19 protein-coding genes and 1 tRNA gene are annotated in these 20,313 nt (G+C 67.6%); 14 read left to right on the top strand and 6 right to left on the bottom strand.

Going from position 1 to position 20,313, the window contains the following annotated elements:
• Nucleotides 1-98: 98 nt before the first annotated feature.
• From DKG75_RS16450 to DKG75_RS16485, 8 genes are all read left to right on the top strand, one after another.
• The gene (locus tag DKG75_RS16450; RefSeq protein ID WP_109922243.1) at nt 99-554 is read left to right on the top strand and encodes a GatB/YqeY domain-containing protein; all 456 of its coding nucleotides are present in this window, start codon (nt 99-101) and stop codon (nt 552-554) included.
• Between the two features lie 159 nt (nt 555-713).
• Nucleotides 714-1,346, top strand: coding sequence for a YceI family protein (locus DKG75_RS16455; RefSeq protein ID WP_109922244.1), 633 nt, complete (start codon nt 714-716; stop codon nt 1,344-1,346).
• Between the two features lie 7 nt (nt 1,347-1,353).
• Entirely contained in the window at nt 1,354-1,908 is a 555-nt protein-coding gene (locus tag DKG75_RS16460; RefSeq protein WP_109922245.1) for a cytochrome b, read from the top strand.
• Entirely contained in the window at nt 1,905-2,480 is a 576-nt protein-coding gene (locus tag DKG75_RS16465) for a YceI family protein (protein ID WP_166646491.1), read from the top strand. Before DKG75_RS16460 ends, DKG75_RS16465 begins: the two co-directional genes overlap by 4 nt.
• Nucleotides 2,481-2,584: 104 nt before the next feature.
• Nucleotides 2,585-4,465, top strand: coding sequence for a DNA primase (gene dnaG / locus DKG75_RS16470; RefSeq protein WP_109922247.1), 1,881 nt, complete (start codon nt 2,585-2,587; stop codon nt 4,463-4,465).
• 50 nt (nt 4,466-4,515) lie between these two features.
• The gene (gene rpoD, locus DKG75_RS16475) at nt 4,516-6,504 is read left to right on the top strand and encodes an RNA polymerase sigma factor RpoD (RefSeq protein WP_109922248.1); all 1,989 of its coding nucleotides are present in this window, start codon (nt 4,516-4,518) and stop codon (nt 6,502-6,504) included.
• A 173-nt stretch (nt 6,505-6,677) separates the two neighbouring features.
• The gene (locus DKG75_RS16480) at nt 6,678-7,292 is read left to right on the top strand and encodes a carbonic anhydrase (RefSeq protein WP_109922340.1); all 615 of its coding nucleotides are present in this window, start codon (nt 6,678-6,680) and stop codon (nt 7,290-7,292) included.
• Between the two features lie 95 nt (nt 7,293-7,387).
• Nucleotides 7,388-7,463: transfer RNA gene (locus tag DKG75_RS16485), tRNA-Ile, on the top strand.
• Nucleotides 7,464-7,650: 187 nt separating this feature from the next.
• Here the strand turns inward: DKG75_RS16485 and hisI are convergent.
• On the bottom strand, nt 7,651-8,037 hold the full coding sequence (hisI, locus tag DKG75_RS16490) for a phosphoribosyl-AMP cyclohydrolase (RefSeq protein ID WP_109922249.1): 387 nt from the start codon (nt 8,035-8,037) through the stop codon (nt 7,651-7,653).
• A 73-nt stretch (nt 8,038-8,110) separates the two neighbouring features.
• Here hisI and DKG75_RS16495 point away from each other — a divergent pair, with 73 nt between their 5' ends.
• Entirely contained in the window at nt 8,111-8,584 is a 474-nt protein-coding gene (locus DKG75_RS16495; RefSeq protein ID WP_109922250.1) for a Fur family transcriptional regulator, read from the top strand.
• 4 nt (nt 8,585-8,588) lie between these two features.
• On the opposite strand, the gene DKG75_RS16500 is transcribed toward DKG75_RS16495, so the two are convergent.
• The 5 genes from DKG75_RS16500 to DKG75_RS16520 all read right to left on the bottom strand — a co-directional run bounded on the left by DKG75_RS16500 (nt 8,589) and on the right by DKG75_RS16520 (nt 15,198).
• Complete coding sequence (locus tag DKG75_RS16500) at nt 8,589-9,512, bottom strand: DMT family transporter (RefSeq protein WP_109922251.1); 924 nt, start codon at nt 9,510-9,512, stop codon at nt 8,589-8,591.
• A 36-nt stretch (nt 9,513-9,548) separates the two neighbouring features.
• Complete coding sequence (locus DKG75_RS16505; RefSeq protein ID WP_109922252.1) at nt 9,549-12,620, bottom strand: efflux RND transporter permease subunit; 3,072 nt, start codon at nt 12,618-12,620, stop codon at nt 9,549-9,551.
• Nucleotides 12,621-12,629: 9 nt separating this feature from the next.
• Nucleotides 12,630-13,658 carry an efflux RND transporter periplasmic adaptor subunit gene (locus DKG75_RS16510; protein ID WP_166646490.1) on the bottom strand — a complete coding sequence of 343 codons (1,029 nt, stop codon included), beginning with the start codon at nt 13,656-13,658 and terminating at the stop codon, nt 12,630-12,632.
• A gap of 204 nt (nt 13,659-13,862) precedes the next feature.
• Nucleotides 13,863-14,498 (bottom strand): OmpH/Skp family outer membrane protein, encoded by a 636-nt coding sequence (locus DKG75_RS16515; RefSeq protein ID WP_166646489.1) that lies wholly within the window; start codon nt 14,496-14,498, stop codon nt 13,863-13,865.
• 91 nt (nt 14,499-14,589) lie between these two features.
• Complete coding sequence (locus DKG75_RS16520; protein WP_133636971.1) at nt 14,590-15,198, bottom strand: class I SAM-dependent methyltransferase; 609 nt, start codon at nt 15,196-15,198, stop codon at nt 14,590-14,592.
• Nucleotides 15,199-15,485: 287 nt separating this feature from the next.
• Between DKG75_RS16520 and rpsU the strand changes: the two genes are divergently transcribed.
• The 5 genes from rpsU to der all read left to right on the top strand — a co-directional run bounded on the left by rpsU (nt 15,486) and on the right by der (nt 20,295).
• Complete coding sequence (gene rpsU, locus DKG75_RS16525; protein WP_109902776.1) at nt 15,486-15,692, top strand: 30S ribosomal protein S21; 207 nt, start codon at nt 15,486-15,488, stop codon at nt 15,690-15,692.
• 57 nt (nt 15,693-15,749) lie between these two features.
• Nucleotides 15,750-16,607 carry a 3-methyl-2-oxobutanoate hydroxymethyltransferase gene (gene panB, locus DKG75_RS16530; RefSeq protein WP_109922256.1) on the top strand — a complete coding sequence of 286 codons (858 nt, stop codon included), beginning with the start codon at nt 15,750-15,752 and terminating at the stop codon, nt 16,605-16,607.
• A gap of 133 nt (nt 16,608-16,740) precedes the next feature.
• Nucleotides 16,741-17,445, top strand: coding sequence for a tetratricopeptide repeat protein (locus DKG75_RS16535; RefSeq protein WP_166646488.1), 705 nt, complete (start codon nt 16,741-16,743; stop codon nt 17,443-17,445).
• Nucleotides 17,442-18,806 (top strand): PQQ-like beta-propeller repeat protein, encoded by a 1,365-nt coding sequence (locus DKG75_RS16540; RefSeq protein ID WP_109922258.1) that lies wholly within the window; start codon nt 17,442-17,444, stop codon nt 18,804-18,806. Before DKG75_RS16535 ends, DKG75_RS16540 begins: the two co-directional genes overlap by 4 nt.
• Nucleotides 18,807-18,879: 73 nt before the next feature.
• Nucleotides 18,880-20,295, top strand: a complete 1,416-nt coding sequence (gene der / locus DKG75_RS16545; RefSeq protein WP_109922259.1) for a ribosome biogenesis GTPase Der — start codon at nt 18,880-18,882, stop codon at nt 20,293-20,295.
• Nucleotides 20,296-20,313 lie beyond the last annotated feature (18 nt).

A 20,313-nucleotide genomic window follows, 5' to 3' on the forward strand; every position in this document is an offset into this window, starting at 1 on the left:
CGGGCTTGCGAAATTCGCCATGCTCGTCAACGGCTTATGGCCAGTGCATGGCTGTTGCGCTAATCTGCGCGGCCTGATTGACCCTGGAGACGAGAAAAATGCTGCGCGATCGGCTGAACCAAGCGCTGAAGGAAGCCATGAAGGCCAAGGAAGCGGCCAAGGTGAGCACCATCCGCCTGATTCTGGCCGCCTTCAAGGAACGCGACATCGCCGCCCGCACCGACGGCCCCGATGCCGGCGTCGGCGAGGCGGACCTGGTCAACGTCCTGCAGAAACTGGTCAAGCAGCGCCGGGACTCGGTCGAGGCTTACGAGAAGGCCGGGCGCCAGGATCTCGCCGACAAGGAAAAGGCGGAAATCGCCATCATCGACTCCTACCTGCCGCAGCAATTGGGCGAGGACGCGGTGAAGGCCGCGATCGCCGCCGCCATCGCCGAGACGGGCGCCGCCGGCATGAAGGACATGGGCAAGGTGATCGCCCTGCTGCGCGAGCGCCACGGCGGCACCATCGATTTCGGCAAGGCCAGCCCCCTGGTGAAGGCGGCGCTGTCCTGAATAATCCATCAGATTTTCGTTTTTTGTGAGTCCTGCCGGGGTGGCCGGGCTCACTGTTTCCGAAATCGAAACGATCTCTTCACCGGCCTGGGGTTTTTCCGCGGCGCACAAGTCGACATCCTGTTCCTGCCTGACCCCGCGTCACCAAAGGGAAGATCGATGAAGAAAGCCGCCTGCCTTGCCGCCGCCCTGCTGTTCACCACGCTGGCGACACCCATCGCGGCCCTGGCCCAGACCACCCCGGTGGCCGAGCTGCCGGCCGGCGCCTACAAGCTGGATCCGACCCACACCAGCGTCACCTTCAAGGTGAAGCACATGGGCCTGTCGAACTATACGGCCCGTTTCGCCAAGGCCGAGATCGACCTCGATTTCAACCCCAAGGACCCGTCGAAGAGCACGGTCGCCGCGACCATCGATCCGCTGTCGATCAAGACCGACTATCCCTTCCCGGACAAGACGGACTTCGACAAGGAATTGTCGAGCGATGCACGCTGGCTCAATGCCGGCAAGTTCCCGGCCATCACCTTCAAGTCGACCAAGGTCGAGGTGACGGGCGAGAACACCGGCAAGATCACCGGCGACCTCACCCTGCTCGGCGTCACCAAGCCGGTGGTGCTCGACGTCACTTTCAACGCCGGCTATGCCAAGCACCCGATGGCCGGCATTCCGGCGCTCGGCTTCTCGGCGACGACGACGATTAAGCGGTCCGATTGGGGCTTCACCACCTTCGTCCCGGCGATCGGCGACGAGGTGCAGATCTTCATCGAAACCGAATTCACCAAGCCGAACTGAGCCGGTCATGGCCATTCGTCCGGAGCGCTATTCGAGCGTCGCCATCATCCTTCACTGGGTGATGGCGGTGGCCTTCGTGCTGATGCTGGCCAGCGGTTTCGTCATGGCCTATGGCGACCTGTCGCAGAGCCTGAAGTTCCGGATGTTCCAGTGGCACAAGTCGCTGGGCGTCCTGCTGCTGCTGGCCTTCGTGCTGCGCCTGGGCTGGCGGCTGTTCCACCGCCCGCCGGCCTTTCCCGCCAGCGTGACGGGGCTGGCCCTGGCCGCGGCCAAGGGCGGCCATCTTGCCCTCTATGCCTTGATGATCCTGCTGCCGCTGTCGGGCTGGGTGATGGTCTCGGCCTCGGTCTACGGCCTGCCGACCATCGTCTTCGGCTGGTTCGAATGGCCTCATCTGCCCGGCCTTGCCGGCGACGAGGGGGCGAGCGACGGCGCCAAGACCGCCCATCTCGTGCTTGCCCTGCTGTTCGCCGCGACGATCGCCGGCCATGTCCTTGCCGTGATCAAGCATTACCTGTTCGACCGGGAAAATTTCATGGCCCGGATATGGTGGACCCGATGACAAACAGGTTTTTCGCCGGCCTCGTGCTGGCTGCGCTCGCCCTGCCGGCCTTCGTCCTGCCCGCTGCGGCCGCCACCTATGCGGTCGATCCGGCGAAAAGCACGGTCGCCTTCGCCGGCACCCATGCGGGCGAGGCTTTCACCGGGGCATTCGGCGCTTGGCAGGCGGAGATCGCCTTCGATCCCGCCGATCTCGCCGGCTCGTCGCTGAAGGTCAGCTTCGATCCGGCCAGCGCCTCGACCGGCAATGCCATGTATGACGGCACCCTGCCGCAGGCGGACTGGTTCAACGTCAAGGAATTCCCGGCCGCCACCTTCACCTCGACCCGGATCGAGGCGGGGGCGGACGGCGCCTATGTCGCGACCGGGACCCTGACCATCCGGGACGTGGCGAAGGAGATCAGCTTTCCCTTCACCCTGACCCCGCTCGGCCAGGCGCCGGTGGTGGCGAAGGCGAGCTTCACCCTCGACCGTCTCGCCTTCAACCTGGGCGCCAAGTCCGATCCCAAGGCGGAATGGGTCAGCCGTGAGATCACCATCACCCTCGAGGTGACGGCCAGCCCGAAAGGGTAAACACCTCTATCCTTGATCGGGTCTATCCTTGATCGGGGCAGGGCGGGCTATCATGATGCCGCGCCTTGTCCCCGGCCTGCCGCCGGGTTGCTTTTGGGGCACGGATGGCCGACGACGTCACTCAGGAGATCAAATCCCGCCTCTTGCTGTCCACCATCGTGGGCCGCCGCACCAAGATCATGCGCAAGGGGCGGGCGGATTTCATGGCGCTGTGCCCGTTCCACGGCGAAAAGACCCCGTCCTTCCATGTCATGGACGACAAGGGCGCCTATTATTGCTTCGGCTGCGGCGAGAAGGGCGACATTTTCACCTTCGTCCAGAAGACCGAGAACCTGGGCTTCCGCGAGGCTTTGGAAAAACTCGCGGCCGAAGCCGGCGTCGCCCTGCCGGCCCCGAACCCCGAGGCGAAGCAGCAGGCCGAGCGGCGCCAGACCCTGCACGATGTCCTCGAGGCCGCGTGCGCCTGGTACGAGGCGCAGCTGAGGACCGGGGCAGGGGCGGCGGCCCGCGGCTATTTCACCCGCCGGGGCCTGACGGCCGAGACCGTCGCCCGCTTCCGCCTGGGCTTCGCGCCGGCGGGCAGCACCGGACTGAAGGATGCGATGATCGCCCGGGGGTTTTCGCCCGATCTCCTGGTCGAGGCCGGCCTCGTGCGCCAGCCGGACGACGGCCGGGCGCCTTACGATTATTTCCGCGACCGGGTGACCTTCCCGATCCGCGACGCCCGCGGCCGGGTCATCGCCTTCGGCGCCCGCACCATGGGCGATGCCGAACCGAAATACCTGAACTCGCCGGAAACCCCGCTGTTTCACAAGGGCGATACCCTGTTCAACCTGAACCTCGCGCGGGAGGCGGCGCACCGCCAGGGCCGGGCCGTGGTCTGCGAAGGCTATATGGATGTCATCGCCCTCGATCAGGCCGGCATCGCCGAGGCGGTGGCGCCGCTCGGCACCGCCCTGACCGAGGGACAATTGGAGGCGCTGTGGCGCCTCGCCCCCGAGCCCATCCTCTGCTTCGACGGCGACAAGGCCGGGCAGCGCGCCGCCAGCCGGGCGCTGGACCGCGCCTTGGCGCTGCTGAAGCCCGGCCATTCGCTCCGCTTCCTCACCTTGCCGGACAATCTCGATCCCGACGAACTGATCCGGCGCGACGGCGTCGCCGCCATGCGCGGCCAGCTCGACAAGGCCCAGCCCCTGGTCGATTTCCTGTGGCAGCGCGAGCGCGCGGCAGCGGATTTCTCCACCCCGGAACGGCGCGCCGCCTTCGAGACCAGGGTTGGCGCCGTGGTGCGCGAGATCGCCGACCAGCGCCTGCAACTTCACTACCGCGAGGAATTCCGCGGCCGCGTCCGCCTGCTGATGGACGAGTTGCGCCCCAAGCGCCCGGCCTGGAGCCCGCGGCCGCCCCGCGGGCCGGGGGGGCGCGGTTTCCCGCCCTTCGCGCCCCAAGGGGCTTCGCAACACTTGCGTGCAAATCCGCTGGCGCAGGGGCAGAATACCGGCGCTGGCTCGAACGAAGGGCTGTTGTTGCTGATTCTCGCCCGTCACCCGCGTCTGTTGCCCCGGGTCGAAGATGACCTGGCGAGGCTTGAATTCACGGCGCCGGGCCTTGACAGCCTGCGATCCGAACTCTTAAGCATGTCTTTCGACGCTGAAGGCCTTGACAGTGACAAGGTCAAAGGCCACTTAGCGGATGTTGGTTTGGCCGAGACGATCGCCCGCCTCGAAAATGATGCGTTCCTGCGGCTCCACGAGGCAGCCAGGGACGACGTGACCCTGGATGTGGTCGAGGAACAGTGGCGGCAGGTCTTGGCTTTCCACAGCAGGCAAACTGGATTGAGGGCGGATCTGAGCGACGCGAAGGCGGATTACGAGGCTTCGCCGACGGAGGCCGGTCTGCGAAGAATCCAGGCGATCGAGAAAGAATTGACCCGCATTGAGTCCCAGGTGCCCGGCACCGGGGCCGATGGCGGGTTTTCGGCGTGACTTGACGGGGACTTCCGAGAGCAGCAAGGACGTCCCAAGGGGCTAACGGCATGGCAAGCAAGAACGCAGAAGCGACCGGCAACGACGAGGCCCGCGAGGAAGCGGGCGACGGCCCGCTGCTCGATACCGCGGGGCAGGCGGTCAAGCGCATGATCGCCCGCGCCAAGGAGCGCGGCTATGTCACCTACGACGAGATCAACGCGGTCCTGCCGCAGGAACAGGTGTCCTCCGAACAGATCGAGGACATCATGGCCATGCTGTCGGAAATGGGCGTGAACGTCATCGACGGCGAAGAGGGCGAGGACCCGGAACGCGCCGGCGCCGGCAAGGACGAGGAGGAGGGCGAAGGCGGCACCTTCACCCCGTCCGCCGCCGAGGAACTGGATCGGACCGACGATCCGGTGCGCATGTACCTGCGCGAGATGGGCTCGGTCGAACTGCTCTCGCGCGAGGGCGAAATCGCCATCGCCAAGCGGATCGAGGCCGGCCGCGAAACCATGATCGACGGGCTGTGCGAAAGCCCGCTGACCTTCCAGGCCATGATCGGCTGGCGCGATGAACTGCTGGCCGGCAAGGTCCTGCTGCGCGACATCATCGATCTGGACGCCACCTATGGCGCCGGCCCCGGCGAGGCGGGGGCCGAGGAGGGCGAGCTTGCCGCCGCCGAGGGCAACGGCGAGGCCGGCCCCGGCGAGGAGGAGGACGGCGAAGCCGGCGCCGAGGGCATGGGCGCCCCCGGCGAGGAGGACGAGGACGAAGAGGGCGGCATTTCGCTGGCCGCGATGGAACAGGCGCTGCAGCCGGTCGTGCTCGAAATCTTCGACAAGATCGCCGTCGCCCACAAGAAATACGCCAAGCTGCAGGAAAGCCGCCTTGCCGTCGCCATGGGCGCGCCCGAGGACAGCCAGGCCGCGGGCGCCGAGAAGCGCTTCCAGAAGCTGAAGGCCGAACTCGTCGAGCTGATGAAGTCGGTCCATCTGAACAATGGCCGGATCGAGGCGCTGGTCGACCAGCTCTACGGCATGAACCGCCGCCTGATCGGGCTCGAGGGCCGGCTGCTGCGCCTTGCCGAGAAATACAAGGTCAGCCGCGAGAGCTTCCTCGAACATTACATCACCCATGAACTGGTGCCGGACTGGCTGGCCAAGGTCGGCAGCCTGCCGGGCCGGGGCTGGAAGGATTTCGCCCGCGACCAGGTGCCGGAGATCGAGCGCCTGCGCGGCGAGATCGGCAATGTCGCCACCGAGGCGGGCCTGACCATCCCGGAATTCCGCCGCATCGTGACCACGGTGCAGAAGGGCGAGCGCGAGGCCCGGCAGGCGAAGAAGGAAATGGTCGAGGCCAACCTCCGCCTCGTCATCTCCATCGCCAAGAAATACACCAACCGCGGCCTGCAATTCCTGGACCTGATCCAGGAGGGCAACATCGGCCTGATGAAGGCGGTCGACAAGTTCGAGTACCGCCGCGGCTACAAGTTCTCGACTTATGCGACGTGGTGGATCCGCCAGGCGATCACCCGTTCGATCGCCGACCAGGCACGCACCATCCGCATCCCGGTGCATATGATCGAGACGATCAACAAGCTGGTGCGCACCTCGCGCCAGATGCTGCACGAGATCGGCCGCGAGCCGACGCCGGAAGAACTGGCGGAAAAGCTGGGCATGCCGCTGGAGAAGGTGCGCAAGGTCCTCAAGATCGCCAAGGAGCCGATCTCCCTGGAAACCCCGATCGGCGACGAGGAGGACAGCCACCTCGGCGACTTCATCGAGGACAAGAACGCGGTCCTGCCCTTGGATGCCGCCATCCAGTCGAACCTGCGCGAGACCACCACCCGGGTGCTGGCCAGCCTGACCCCGCGCGAGGAGCGCGTGCTGCGCATGCGCTTCGGCATCGGCATGAACACCGACCACACCCTCGAAGAGGTCGGCCAGCAATTCTCGGTCACCCGCGAGCGCATCCGCCAGATCGAGGCGAAGGCGCTCCGCAAGCTGAAGCACCCGAGCCGCAGCCGCAAGCTGCGCAGCTTCCTGGACAATTGATCGGATATTCCGGGCGAACCAGCGCCTGGCCGACAAGCCCCGGTGCCGGCCCGCTGCCGGCACCGGGGTTTTTATTTTGTCCATAATCCCGTCTACCGATCATTGGAGGGTGGACAGGATTGCTGCGCCGCGTCATCGTCCCGCCGTTTGTGAACGGGATTGAGGAGGGCGCGGTGGAGCGGCTGATCGATGGTTACCGGCGTTTCCGGGGTGGACATTGGCCGGAGTATCGCGATCTCTACAAGGAACTGTCGAAGGGGCAGAAGCCGCCGGTCCTGGTGATCGCCTGTTCCGACAGCCGGGTCGACCCGGCGGTGATCTTCGATGCCCAGCCGGGCGAAATGTTCGTCGTCCGCAACGTCGCCAACCTGATCCCGCCGGCGGAGAAGGGCGAGGGGCAGCACGGCACTTCCGCCGCGCTCGAATTTGCCGTGCGCGTGCTCAAGGTCGGCATGATCCTGGTCCTCGGCCATGGCGATTGCGGCGGCGTGGGCGCTGCGCTGCGCGGCATGCCGCTCGATGATTTCGAGTATCTCGACGACTGGATCGGCCTGATCCAGCCGGCGCTGGCCCGCCTTGGCGACCTCGACCGCCAGACGCCCGAGGCCAAGGAAGCGCTGGAACAGGAATCGATCAAACTGTCGCTCGAACGCCTGATGACCTTCCCCTTCGTCGCCAAGGCGGTGGAGGCCGGCAGCCTGACCCTCGAAGGCGCCCGCTTCCGTGTCTTCGACGGCCGCCTGGAATGGCTGGACAAGGCAGCGGGCGCGTTCAACCGCGTGTCCTGATCGATATCGGCGTGCAGCCGGGCAGCGTGCCATGGATTGGCAAGCCTGCCCGGTCCTGCTAAACGTCTTGCCCCGCATGCCGCGGCATCCCGGTGGGGCCTGTAGCTCAATGGTTAGAGCCGGCCGCTCATAACGGTCTGGTTGCAGGTTCGAGTCCTGCCGGGCCCACCAACCAACACCTCGGTCCACGTTAGGGTATGCTCGGAATGAGCGTCATTCCAAACATGCTCTGTTGTTTTGATTTTACGCATCTTCTACCGACGAACCGGTTTCCCTTTCGCCTGAAGATACTCAAGCGGAATGAACGTTCATTCCGCTGGGATTCGGCGGGCCCGACAGCGCTGCCGATCGGCCCCCTTCAATCGTGGGCGCAGGGGGCGAAGGTGGCCGCTTCCTCGACGCCGTCGGGGCCGGCTTTCCGGTAGAAGCAGGTGCGGGCGCCGGTGTGGCAGGCGGCGCCGGTCTGGTCGACGATGGCGAGCAGGGTGTCGCCGTCGCAATCGACGCGCAATTCGTGCAGGACCTGGACGTGGCCCGAGGTATCGCCCTTCCGCCATAGTTCCCCGCGCGAGCGGGACCAATAGGTCACCCGGCCGGTGGTCAGGGTCTCGACCAGCGAGTCGCGGTTCATCCAGGCCATCATCAGCACCTCGCCGCCCGTGCGGGCCTGGGCGATGGCGGGGACGAGGCCGTTCCGGTCGAATTTCACGGTGGCGAGCAGGGCGTCGATGGCGGCGGGAGTCATTTCGAACGGGTCCGATGTGATAATATCACGCCGTTTCTAGCATCCCGGCGCAAAGTCGGTATAGTGGTGATCGATGATGCACGATCATGATCACGACCACGGCCATTGTATCGCCGATGCCCTCGGCCGGGCGGAGAGCCTGTGCGCCGAACGGGGCGCCCGCCTGACCGACCTGCGCCGCCAGGTTTTCGAACTCGTGCTGGGCAGTCACCGCCCGGCCGGCGCCTATGATCTCGTCGCCCGCCTGGGCGAGATGGGGGGCAAGCCGGTGGCGCCCCAGACCGTCTATCGCGCGCTGGATTTCCTGATCGAGCAGGGGCTGGTGCACCGCATCGCCTCGCTCAATGCCTTCGTCGGTTGCAGCCGGCCGGAAGTCGACCACGCCGGCCAGTTCATGATCTGCAGCCAATGCCACGAGGTGGCGGAACTGGGCGATCCGGAAACCGTCGCTACCCTGGTCCGCCACGCCGGTGCCCAGGGTTTTACCGTGCATTCGGTCTCGGTCGAGCTGACCGGCACCTGCGCCGCCTGCCGCGGCCGGGACTAAACAGCTATCGCCGGCCCCGCATCGAGATCAGCACGCCCCCGATCAGCAGGGCCAGGGCGACACCGTGATAGGGTTTCGGCCATTCGTTGATCAGGACGGCCGACATGGCCCCGGCCAGCAGCGGCGTGAAATTGTAGAATAGGGCGGCCAGCCCCGGCCCGGCGGTGGCGACCGCCATGCCCCAGGCCCGATAGGCCAGGATCGACGGCCCGACCGCGACGAAGACGAGAACGAGCGCGAGCCCGACCGAGGGCACCAGCGGCGTCGTCAGGCCGGCGGCGCTCGCCCCGGTCGCGGCGGCGAGCGCCAGGGGAACGCCGAAGACGCATTGCACCAGCAGGCTTTCGGCCCAGGTCCAGGGCAGGCGGCCCTGGGGCGCCAGCGCCGCCGGCGGCCGGATCAGGAGCCAGCTGTAGAAGGCCCAGCCGATCACCGCCAGGATCATCAGGAGGTCGCCCTCGACGAAATGGATGGCGACAAGGGCGCCGATATCGCCCCGCGACAGCACCACCGCGACCCCGACCAGGGACAGCAGGGCCCCCGCCACCTCGGGTCGGCGGGGCAGGCTGCGGAACGGGAACACCCCGACCGCCATCATCCACAGCGGCAGGCTGGCGGCGATCAGGGTGACGTTCAGCGGCGTGCTGGTGCGCAGCGCCAGATATTGCAGCCCGTTGAAGGCGCCGATGCCGAGCGGGCCGACGATGATGAAATAGCGCCAATGGGCAAGCCAGGCCTGCCGCCGCCCCCGGTCCAGCACCACCCGGTGGCCGAGCGGCAGCAGCAGGGCAAGGGCCAGGACCCAGCGCAGGGCGTTCAGCCACAGGGGATCGATATCCCCGATCACCAGCCGGGCAAAGACGACATTGCCGGCCCAAAGCGCGGGCGGCAGCGACAGCAGGAACAGCAGCCGGGGGCTGACGGACATGAGCAGTCCTTCGGGCGCAGGGCAGGGGGGCTATCCCTACCCCCGGTCCGTCGCCACGGGAAGCGCTATATCTGCAGGGGCACCCCGCCCCCGGCGGTTGGCCAGGAGATAGACCGTCGGCACGACGAAAAGGGTGAGCAGCGTGCCGAAACTCATGCCGCCGACGATGACCCAGCCGATATCCTGCCGGCTTTCCGCGCCCGGCCCGGTGGCGAGCGCCAGCGGCACGGCGCCCAGCACCATGGCGCCGGTGGTCATCAGGATCGGGCGCAGGCGCAGGCGCGCCGCCTCGATCACCGCATCGCGCCGGCTGCGCCCCTGTTCGAGCAATTGGTTGGCGAATTCGACGATCAGGATGCCATGCTTGGAAATCAGGCCGACCAGGGTGATCAGGCCGATCTGGCTGTAGACGTTGAGCGTGCCCCCCGACAGCAGCAGGGCGGCCAGCGCGCCGGCAATCGACAGCGGCACCGACAGCAGGATGACCACGGGGGCGACGAAACTCTCGAACTGCGCCGCCAGCACCAGGAAGATGAAGGCGACGGCAAGCAGGAAAGTGACGTAGAGCGAGCCCGACGCCTCGCGGAACTCGCGGCTCTGGCCGGCATAGTCGTAGCGATAGCCGGGGGGCAGGGTCTCGCGCGCCGCCGCCTCCATCGCCTGGAGCGCCTCGCCGAGACTGTAGCCCGGCGCCAGATTGGCGCCGATGGTCGCCGAGCGCGCCTTGTTGAAGCGCAGCAATTCCTTCGGCCCGACCCTTTCGGTCACCCTGGCGAGGCTCGATACCTGCACCATCTCGCCCGAGGCCGCCCGGACATAGAGCGAGGTCAGGTCCGAGGGCTGGCGCATGTCGCTGTCGGCGACCTGCACGACCACATCGTATTGCTTGTCGTTCCGCTCGAACTTGGTGACGTTGCGCCCGCCGAAGAAGGTTTCGAGGGTGCGGGCGATGACCGCGGCATCGATGCCGAGGCTGGCCGCCTTCTCGCGGTCGATCGCGACCTCGAGCTGCGGCTTGTTCAAGGTCAGGTCGCTTTCGACATTGACGAGGCCCGGGTTGCCGGCGATGGCGGCGATCAGCTTCTGCGCCGCCTGGTCCAATTCGTCGAAACTGCCGCTCGACTGGATCACGAATTGCACGGTCTTCTCGCGCCCGGACTGGCCGAGCGAGGGCGGATTGCTGGCGAAGATGTTGATGCCGGGCACGCGCGCCAGCTTCGGCTGGATTTCGGCGGTGATCGCCTGCTGGGCGCGGTCGCGCTCCTCCCAGTTCCGGAGCACGAGGCTGGCGGTGACCGTGGTCACGTCGGGCGAGCCGACGATGAAGAGAATGCCCGCGACTTCCGGAAGATCGGCGCCCAGCTTCTCGACGATGGCGCCGTAGCGGCCGGTGAAATCCAGGGTCGCCCCTTCGGGCGCGGTGCCGCGGATATTGATGGTGCCCCGGTCCTCGACCGGCGCCAGTTCGGATTTCAGGCCGGTGAACAGGAACCAGTTGGCGATGCCGACGGCAAGGCCCGCGACCACCACCACCGGCCAGCGCCGTAGCGCCCCGTCCAGCGCGCCGGCATAGAGCCGGTCGAGGCGGTCGAGCACGGCTTCGATCGCGCGGTAGAAGCGGCCGTGGTTCTCGCCATGGTGCAGCAATTGGGCGCACATCATGGGCGTCAGCGTCAGGGCGATGAAGCCGGAGACGAGCACGGCGCCCGCCAGCGTCAGGGCGAATTCGGCGAAGAGCCGGCCGATCCGCCCCTCGGCGAAGGCGACGGGGGCATAGACCGCGGCCAGCGTCAGGGTCATGGCGACGACGGCGAAGGCGATCTCGCGGACACCCAGCATGGCCGCTTCCCGCGGCCGCATGCCGTTCTCGACATGGCGGTAGATATTCTCGAGGACGACGATGGCATCGTCGACCACGAGGCCGATGGCGAGCACGAAGGCGAGCAGCGTCACCGTGTTCAAGGTGAAGCCGAGCGCGAACATGATGGCGCAGGCGCCGACCAGCGAGACCGGGATGGTCACCAGCGGGATCAGGGTGGCGCGGCCGCTGCGCAGGAACAGGAAGATGACGATGACGACCAGCACCACCGCCTCGGCCACGGTGTGGTAGACGGCCTGGATCGAGCGGTCGATGAAGATCGAACTGTCGTAGCTGATCTCGATCTCATAGCCGGCGGGCAGGGCGGTGCGGATCTCGGGCAGGCGGTTGCGCAACTCGGCGGCAATGTCGAGCGGATTGGCCGTCGCCTGCTTCACGATGGCGACGGTCACCGATTCCCGGCTGTTGTAACGCGCCAGGATGCGCTCGTTTTCCGGGCCCAGCTCGACCTTGGCGACATCGCCGAGGCGGACCAGATAGGTGCCGTCCTGGCGCAGGATCACTTGCGAGAATTGTTCCGGCGTCGCCAGGTTGGTGCGGGATTCGACGGTGAATTCGCGCTGGTTCGATTCGATCCGGCCGGCCGGCACGGTCAGGTTCTGGGCCCGCAGCGCATCCTCGATATCCTGGGCGGTGATGTTGAAGGCGGCCATGCGCGCCCGGTCCAGCCACACCCGCATCGAATAGCGCCGTTCGCCCCGCAGTTCGACCGACGAGACGCCGGGGATCGTCTGCAGGCGGTCGACGACATAGGTATCGGCGACCTCGGTCACTTCGAGGCGGGTGGCGCCTTCCGCATTGGTCGAGAGATAGATGATCGGCTGGGCGTCGTCCTCGACCTTGGAGATCTGGGGCTCGGTCGCCTCGTCCGGCAATTGCCGGCGCACCCGCGACACCCGGTCGCGGACGTCGCTGGCGGCGACATCGGGCGAAACGCCGAGCACGAAGCGCACGGTGATCGCGCTGCGGCCGTCGCGGCTGCTCGAGGTGATCGTGTCGATCCCGTCGAGGCCGGAGATCGAATCCTCCAGCACCTGGGTGATCTGATTCTCGACCACGGCGGCGCTGGCGCCGACGAGGTCGGTGCGGACGCTGACCACGGGGACGTCGATATTCGGATATTCGCGGACCGCGAGGCGCTGATAGGCGACGAGGCCGACAAGGCAGATCACCAGCGACAGGACCGTCGCGAAGACCGGCCGGCGGATGCAGATCTCGGGCAGGCTCATGTCCGGGCCTCAGCCGTTGGGGCGGGTGCCGACCGGAACGCCGTCCGGGCCGACGATTTCGACCTTGGTCTTGGCGCTCAGGCGCTGCTGGCCGGCGACCACGATCGTCTCCCCGGGGGCGATGCCCGCGGTGATCTCGACCCGGCCGTCGCTGCGCTCGCCCAGCGTCACGGGAACCTGTTCGGCGGTGCCCGCCGCCACCCGGAACACGAAGAAGCGGCCGTTGCGGGTGACCACCGCCTGCTCGGGCACGACGACGCCCGCCGACCCGCTGCCGAGGCCGAGGCCGACGCGGGCGAAGAGGCCGGGCATCAGGGCGCCGTCGGCGTTGGGCACCAGGGCGCGCAGCGCGATCGAGCGGCCGCGCTCGTCGATCAGGGGGTTGATGGCATAGACCTCGCCCTCGAAGCTGCGGCCGGGCAGGGCGTCCACGGTCACCGTCACCCTCTGGCCGGGGCGGAGCCGGGGCAGCAGGAGGTCCGGCACCGCGAAGTCGAGCTTCAGGGGATCGATCGATTCGAGATTCACGATCGCCTGGCCGGGCTGTACCACATCGCCGACGCTGACCTGGCGCAGCCCGATGATACCGGCGAAGGGGGCGATGATGCGGGTCTTGGCGAATTGCGCCTCGGCCAGGGCCAGGGAGGCGCGGGCGCTGGCCAGGCGGGCCACCGCCTCGTCGCGGGCGCGGGCCGTGCCCGCCTTCTGGTCGAACAGGGTGCGGGCGCGTTCCGCATCCGCCTCCGCCAGCTTCAGCTCGGCGCGGGCGAGCGCCAGTTCCGCTTCGTTGGTCGAGGAATCGAGTTCGACCAGGGCCTTGCCCGCCTGGACCGGGCGCCCCTCGTCGAACAGGATGCGGGTGACGCGGCCGGCGACCTCGGGCCGGATCACCACCGATTCATTGGAGCGCAGGGTGCCCACGACCTCGACCGCGCGCCCCAGGCTGCCCGCTTCCGCCGTCGCCACTTCGACCGGCCGGTCGCCGTCCGCAGCCAGGGCGGCACTGCCGAGGCCGAGCACCAGGGCCAAAGCGAGCATAGAGGACGGCAGCGCCCGGGCGCGGCGGGCGCACGGCCTTGCGGCGGGGGGAAGGGGATAAGCGGGTACGGTCATCGTGGGCCTCGACGATCACGCCGAATATGGGCAAAAGCATGACGGTTTCGCCGGTAAAATGAAACGGGGCCGGTCGCTGTGCGGCGACCGGCCCCGTGTTTTTATCGGCCGAATCCCGAATTCCGGCGATTACTTGTTGCGCCCGGGCGGCGGGGGCGGGGCGCCGGCACCGCTGCCGCCGCCGACCGGCGTCGCCGGGGCATTGAAGTTCACCGAGATCGACGGGAGTTTGGCGTCCAGGCGCTGCATCACCGTGTCGGTAATGTTAAGGTTATTTGACGAAACGAGGACGCGGGCCGTGTCGAGAACGATGGTGGCGCCCACTTCCTTCGCCACTTCGGCGACGATCTGGTTGAACACCGGTTCCAGCTTCTTCATCGCGTCGTCCTGCGCGAAAGCCATCTGCTGGCGGCGGCGCTCGACCTGCTGGCGCAGGCTGTCGACCTTGGCCTGGAATTCGCGCTGCTTGGTCGCGAAGGCATCGGCGGCGATGGAGGCGCGCTGCTTCTTCAGCTGGTCTTCCTCGGCGCGGAGCTTTTCGGTCTGCGCCTTGATTTCGGCTTCGTAAGCCTTTTCCTGGCGGTCGAGCTGGGTGCGCACGCTCTTGGCGGCGGCGCTGTCGCGCATGATGCGCGGCACGTCGACGAACGCGATGGTGGCCGCCTCGGCCTCGGCGGCGCGGGCCGGCGCCTGCGGCAGGACAACGGCCCCCGCGGCAAAGGCAAGCCCGACACCGAGGGCCAGGCCTTTCACGATCTTATGCATAGTAGTCTCCGAACCTTGCCGGGCGGCCCGCGGGGGCCGGCCCAATCCTCTCAACTCGATGTCCCGACCGGGGCGCGCCGACCGGCGCGCGTCAGCGGGTCTCGGCCTTCTCGTAGCACCAAACGCGCGCCGGGGGCAGATTGATCCACACATGGCCGGCGCGGCGCCCGGTGACGCCCAGTTCCGCCATCAGGGACGGCCGCAGCGGCGAGGCCGGGCCATAGGTGAACTGCACCATCCGGCCGCCCGGCCCGAGCATTTCGAACGCCGCCCCGGCGATCCGGCGCTGCACCGCCGGCGGCATGCCGAGCAGGGGCAGGCCCGAGACCACGGTCGCCGCCCGGTCGATGCCGCGCGCGGCCAGCAGGTCGACCAATTCGCCGGCATCGCCCTCGATCAGGTTCAGCCGGGGAAAGCGGTGGCGCAGGGTCTGCGCCATCTCGCGGTCGTATTCGATGGTGATCAGGCGGTCGTAGCCGGCCTTTTCCGCCAGCACGCGGGTGATCGCCCCGGTGCCGCCGCCAAGCTCGATCACCGGGCCCGGGCGCGACAGGTCGGCCTGGGCCACCATTTCCTCCGCCAGATGCCGGCTCGACGGCGCCACGGCGCCGATCCGGAACGGTGCCCGCAGCCATTTGATCAGCATCGATGGCGTGCGGAAATGCTGCTGTTCGCTGAAATGCTCGCGTGCCTTGTTCACGGCCACCCGCCCGAGAATGGGGTACCGTCGTGGCCCCCTTGGCGCGGCACACTATCATGCGAATTGCGGAAAGAAAGTGGCGGCTTGCGCCAATTGCGCCAGGATTTTCCGCCATCGCGGCGAAACTCGTTTAGTTTGCGGGGACGCTTCCCAAGGCGGTAGGTGCGTGATATACAGCGCTCCTCCGGTGAAGCGCCCATTCTTCACCGAACGGGATTTTGTTTTTGATCGTGCTCCTCCGCATGGTTCCGAGTCGGATCCTTGGGGGGCTGGAAGAGGTCAGTCGAATGCAGGTTTTGGTGCGGGACAACAACATCGACCAGGCGCTGCGCGCGTTGAAGAAGCGCATGCAGCGCGAGGGCATTTTCCGCGAGATGCGCCTGCGCGGCCACTACGAGAAGCCCTCCGAGAAGCGTGCCCGCGAAAAGGCCGAAGCTGTCCGCCGCGCCCGCAAGCTGGCGCGCAAGCGCGCCCAGCGCGACGGCGTGGCGTAAGCGGCTTCAGGCTCCTGACGTCATAGACCCCTGGCGGTCGATCGAGGTTCGCGCATCATGTCCGCCCAATCGACCGTCATCAGGCCGAATACGGTCCCGAAGCTCCGTGCCCGCAAGGGCGCGGAGCCGATCGTGTGTCTGACGGCCTATACGGCGCCCATGGCCCAGCTGCTCGATCCGCATGCGGACCTGCTGCTGGTCGGCGATTCTCTCGGCATGGTGCTTTACGGCCTGCCCAGCACGGTGCCGGTCACCCTCGACATGATGATCGCCCATGGCGCTGCGGTGGCCCGCGGTGCGACCAGGGCGCTGGTCGTCGTCGACATGCCCTTCGGCACCTATGAGGAAAGCCCGCAGCAGGCCTATCGCAATGCGGTCCGCGTGCTGCGCGAGAGCGGCGCCTCGGCGGTGAAGCTCGAGGGCGGGGCCGTGATGGCCGAGACCATCGCCTTCCTGACCAGCCGCGGCATTCCGGTGATGGGCCATGTCGGCCTGCTGCCGCAGTCGGTCAATGCCAGCGGCGGCTATGCCGCGCTCGGCACCGCCGATACCTCGGGCTGGGACCGGATCATCGCCGATGCGGTGGCGGTGGCGGAGGCCGGCGCCTTCCTGATCGTGGTCGAGGCGGTGAGCGAGCCCCTGGCCGTCCGCATCACCGAAAGCATCGCCGTGCCGACGATCGGCATCGGGGCCTCGGCGTCCTGCGACGGCCAGGTCCTGGTCATCGACGACATGCTGGGCATGTCCAGCCGCACGCCCAAATTCGTCAAGCGTTATGCCGAGCTGGGCGTCGCCATCGGCGAGGCCGCCGGCCGCTATGCCGAAGAGGTGCGCAGCCGGCAGTTCCCGAGCGAGCAATATACCTACAGGCTCAAGGGCGACAATCGGCCGTCGGACGGCGACCGGAAGCCCTGAGCCGCCGTCAGATGGCGATAACAGCCCTGCGCCGCCGCGACCGGGGTTTGCCAAGGCGCCGGGCTTTGGCTATCGTTCGACGCCTTTTTTGGCGTCGCCTTTTTTGGCCTGCGTTGCCTTCGGTGGGGTAGAAGTGTCCGACATCTTTCAGGAAATCGACGAGGACCTGCGGCGCGAACGACTGATGGGCATCTGGCGCCGTTACGGGACCGCCATTGTTGCCCTGGGGATCGGGCTCGTCGTCGGTGTCGGCGCCTTCATCGGCTGGCGCAATTATTCCGAATCGAAGCTGAACGACAATGCCCATGCGCTTGCCGCCGCCGCTCAGCTGATCGGCGAGGGCAAGCATGCCGAGGCGGCGAAGGCCTTCGCCGATCTCGGCGCGGATGCCGGCGGCGCCTATGGCGACATCGCCCTGCTCGATGCTGCCGCCGCCACCTATGACGCCGGCGATGCCGCCGCTGCCGTCGCACTCTACGACCGCGTCGCCGCCGGTTCGGCCGATCCGTCGCTGGCGGCGCTGGCGCGGGTCCTGGCCGTCCAGGTGCTGCTCGACACGGCGCCGGTGGCCGATCTCGATGCCCGCCTCGATGCGGTCGGGGCACAGCCCGGCTTTGTCCCCGCGGTCCGCGAATTGCGTGCCTATGTCCGCCTCAAGGCCGGCGCGACCGACGACGCGCGCAGGCTACTGGCCGAGGTGGTGGACGATGCCGCCGCCCCCGGCCGCGTGAAGGGCCGCGCCAAGGAAGTTCTGGATGCCCTGGGCGGCCGCCTGCCGGCTGCCCCGGTCACGCCGCCGTCCGATCAACCGTCCGAGAGCGAGGGGCAACGCCCATGATCGCAAGTGCCTCCCTGCGCCCCGGCGCGACCAGCCGCCCCTTGAAGCCGCTGTCGGCGGTGCTGCTGACCGCCTTTCTCGGCGCCTGCTCGTCGCTCAATCCGTTTTCCTCCGAACCCGCCCAGCGGGTCGAGGGCGAGCGTATCTCGGTGCTCGGCACCCAGGCCCTGACGGTGACGCCCGACGCCTCGGTGGCGGGTCTCTCCGTGCAGCTGCCGCCGCCCTATCTGAACACCCAGTGGCCGCAGCCGGGCGGCTTCCCCGCCCATGCCATGTATCACCTCCAGACCGGGCCCGAGCTTCGCGTGGTCTGGACCGCGTCCGCCGGCGCCGGCGACAGTGCCGATACCCGCCTGGTCGCCCAGCCCGTGGTGTCGGAAGATTCGGTCTATATCCTTGACACCGTCGCCCGCGTCCATGCCCTGTCGACGGACGGCAAGGCGCGCTGGACCATCAGCCTTCAGCCCGAGGACGAGGATTCGCCGACCGGCTTCTTCGGCGGCGTCGCGGTCGACGGCGGCCGGGTCTATGTCACCACCGGTTACGGCGAGGTCGTGGTGCTCGAGGCCGCCACCGGCAATGTGGTGTGGCGGAAGTCGATCGGCATTCCCTTCCGCTCCGGCCCGACGGTCAACGGCGGCCGCGTCTTCGGCGTGACCCAGGACAACCAGCTTTTCGCCCTCTCGACCGAGGACGGCGAAGTGCTGTGGAACCATGTCGGCATTTCGGAAAGCGCCGGCTTCCTCGGCGCCGCCAGCCCGGCGGTGGCGGGCGAAGCGGTGGTCGTGCCCTTCTCCTCGGGCGAAATCTTCGCCCTCCGGGTCGAGAACGGCCGCGTCATCTGGTCGGACAACCTGATCCGCACCGGGGCGACGACGCCGATCGCCGCCCTCAACGATATCCGCGGCCAGGTCGTGATCGATCGCGGCGACGTCTTCGCCTCCAGCCATGCCGGCAGCACGGTCGGCATCGAGCTGCGCACCGGCAGCCGGCTGTGGGACCGCGCCATCGGCTCCAGCAATACGCCCTGGGCCGGCGGCGATTTCATCTACATGATCTCGGACGAGAACGAGGTCATCTGCCTGACCCGCAACGACGGCAAGGTGCGCTGGGTCACCCCCCTGCCGCGCTACCAGGACGACCGCTCGGCCACCGGCGCCATCGTCTGGTCGGGCCCCGTGCTCGCGGGCGACCGGCTGCTGCTCGCCTCCAACACCGGCGTGATGACGGCGATCTCGCCCTATTCCGGCGATGTCCTCGGCTCGATCGAACTGCCGGGCAAGACGGTGATCGCCCCCGTGGTCGCCAATGCCACGGTCTATGTCCTGACGACGAACGGTACGCTCGTCGCCATCCGCTGAGGATACGCATTCTGCCGGACGGCACGCCGACGTCTCGTCGCGTGCCGTTTTGCATTTGAGATGAGGAGGCCCCATGGTCTCGGAACACCATAAATTGCGGTTCGCCATCGTCGGCCGCCCCAATGTCGGCAAGTCGACCCTGTTCAACCGCCTGGTCGGCAAGAAGCTGGCCCTGGTCGATGACACCCCGGGCGTCACGCGCGACCGCCGCGAGGGCGAGGGACGGCTGGCGTCGCTTCAGTTCTCGGTCTTCGATACCGCGGGCTTCGAGGACGTGGTCGACGATTCGATGGAAGGCCGCATGCGCCGCCAGACCGAGCGTGCGATCACCGATTCCGACCTCGTGCTGTTCCTGTTCGATGCCAGGGCCGGGGTAACCCCGCTCGACCTCGCCTTCGCCCGCCTGCTGCGGAAATCCGACGTTCCCGTCGTCCTCTGCGCCAATAAGGCCGAGGGCAAGGAGGGCCAGATCGGCGCCGCCGGGGCCTGGGAAATCGGCCTCGGCGATGCGGTGCTGCTCTCGGCCGAGCACGGCGAGGGCATGCTCGACCTCTATGAGACCATCGTCGACCGCCTGGAAGCGCGCGGCATCGATCCCTTCGCCCATGAGGACGAGGGCGCGGAGGATGACGCCGGCGAAGCCTTCGACCCGGATGTCGAGGTCATTGAGGACCCCCTGAAGCCGCTGCGCGTCGCCGTGGTCGGGCGGCCCAATGTCGGCAAGTCCAGCCTGGTCAACCGCATCCTCGGCGAGGACCGGCTGATCACCGGGCCGGAAGCGGGCCTGACCCGCGATTCGATCTCGGTGGTCTGGACCTGGCAGGGGCGCGAGATCAAATTGTTCGACACCGCGGGCCTGCGCAAGAAGGCGCGGGTCGAGACCAAGCTCGAAAAACTGTCCGCCGGCGATACCATCCGGGCGGTGAAATTCGCCGAGGTGGTGATCCTGCTGATCGATGCCGTCCAGGGCATCGAGCGCCAGGATCTCGTCATCGCCGACCGGGTGATCTACGAGGGCCGCGCCCTGATCGTTGCACTGAACAAATGGGATGCGGTCGAGGATCACAACAAGACCCTGGTCGACCTTAAGGAAAAGCTGGAGATCCACCTGCCGCAGGTGCGCGGCCTGCCGGTGGTGACCCTGTCGGCGCGGACCGGCCGGGGCGTCGACAAGCTGATGCCCGCGGTGCTGACGGCCTATGCCAAGTGGAACCGGCGCGTGCCCACCGCCAAGCTGAACCGCTGGCTGGCCGAGGCGACGGAACGGCATCCCGCCCCGGCGGTGGGCGGGCGGCGTCTCCGCCCGCGCTACATGACCCAGGTGAAGGCGCGGCCGCCGACCTTCGCCCTGTTCATGAACCGGCCGGGCGAATTGCCCGAGTCCTATATCCGCTATCTGGTGAACGGCCTCCGCGATGTCTTCGACATGGAAGGCTCGCCGGTCCGGGTCATGCTGCGGAAGAACGAAAACCCCTATGACGACGAGTAAAAGCCAGTAAAAGCCGGG

It is taken from the genome of Zavarzinia compransoris (genome assembly GCF_003173055.1).
GTDB lineage: Bacteria > Pseudomonadota > Alphaproteobacteria > Zavarziniales > Zavarziniaceae > Zavarzinia > Zavarzinia compransoris.

What these genes read in the sequence shown, in the direction of transcription:
- DKG75_RS16515 (WP_166646489.1), bottom strand. Translation starts at nt 14,498, where the DNA reads ATGCATAAGATCGTGAAAGGCCTGGCCCTCGGTGTCGGGCTTGCCTTT.
- rpsU (WP_109902776.1), top strand. Translation starts at nt 15,486, where the DNA reads ATGCAGGTTTTGGTGCGGGACAACAACATCGACCAGGCGCTGCGCGCG.
- DKG75_RS16495 (WP_109922250.1), top strand. Translation starts at nt 8,111, where the DNA reads ATGATGCACGATCATGATCACGACCACGGCCATTGTATCGCCGATGCC.
- DKG75_RS16500 (WP_109922251.1), bottom strand. Translation starts at nt 9,512, where the DNA reads ATGTCCGTCAGCCCCCGGCTGCTGTTCCTGCTGTCGCTGCCGCCCGCG.
- dnaG (WP_109922247.1), top strand. Translation starts at nt 2,585, where the DNA reads ATGGCCGACGACGTCACTCAGGAGATCAAATCCCGCCTCTTGCTGTCC.
- rpoD (WP_109922248.1), top strand. Translation starts at nt 4,516, where the DNA reads ATGGCAAGCAAGAACGCAGAAGCGACCGGCAACGACGAGGCCCGCGAG.
- panB (WP_109922256.1), top strand. Translation starts at nt 15,750, where the DNA reads ATGTCCGCCCAATCGACCGTCATCAGGCCGAATACGGTCCCGAAGCTC.
- der (WP_109922259.1), top strand. Translation starts at nt 18,880, where the DNA reads ATGGTCTCGGAACACCATAAATTGCGGTTCGCCATCGTCGGCCGCCCC.
- DKG75_RS16465 (WP_166646491.1), top strand. Translation starts at nt 1,905, where the DNA reads ATGACAAACAGGTTTTTCGCCGGCCTCGTGCTGGCTGCGCTCGCCCTG.
- DKG75_RS16450 (WP_109922243.1), top strand. Translation starts at nt 99, where the DNA reads ATGCTGCGCGATCGGCTGAACCAAGCGCTGAAGGAAGCCATGAAGGCC.
- DKG75_RS16460 (WP_109922245.1), top strand. Translation starts at nt 1,354, where the DNA reads ATGGCCATTCGTCCGGAGCGCTATTCGAGCGTCGCCATCATCCTTCAC.
- DKG75_RS16540 (WP_109922258.1), top strand. Translation starts at nt 17,442, where the DNA reads ATGATCGCAAGTGCCTCCCTGCGCCCCGGCGCGACCAGCCGCCCCTTG.
- DKG75_RS16455 (WP_109922244.1), top strand. Translation starts at nt 714, where the DNA reads ATGAAGAAAGCCGCCTGCCTTGCCGCCGCCCTGCTGTTCACCACGCTG.
- hisI (WP_109922249.1), bottom strand. Translation starts at nt 8,037, where the DNA reads ATGACTCCCGCCGCCATCGACGCCCTGCTCGCCACCGTGAAATTCGAC.
- DKG75_RS16505 (WP_109922252.1), bottom strand. Translation starts at nt 12,620, where the DNA reads ATGAGCCTGCCCGAGATCTGCATCCGCCGGCCGGTCTTCGCGACGGTC.
- DKG75_RS16510 (WP_166646490.1), bottom strand. Translation starts at nt 13,658, where the DNA reads ATGCTCGCTTTGGCCCTGGTGCTCGGCCTCGGCAGTGCCGCCCTGGCT.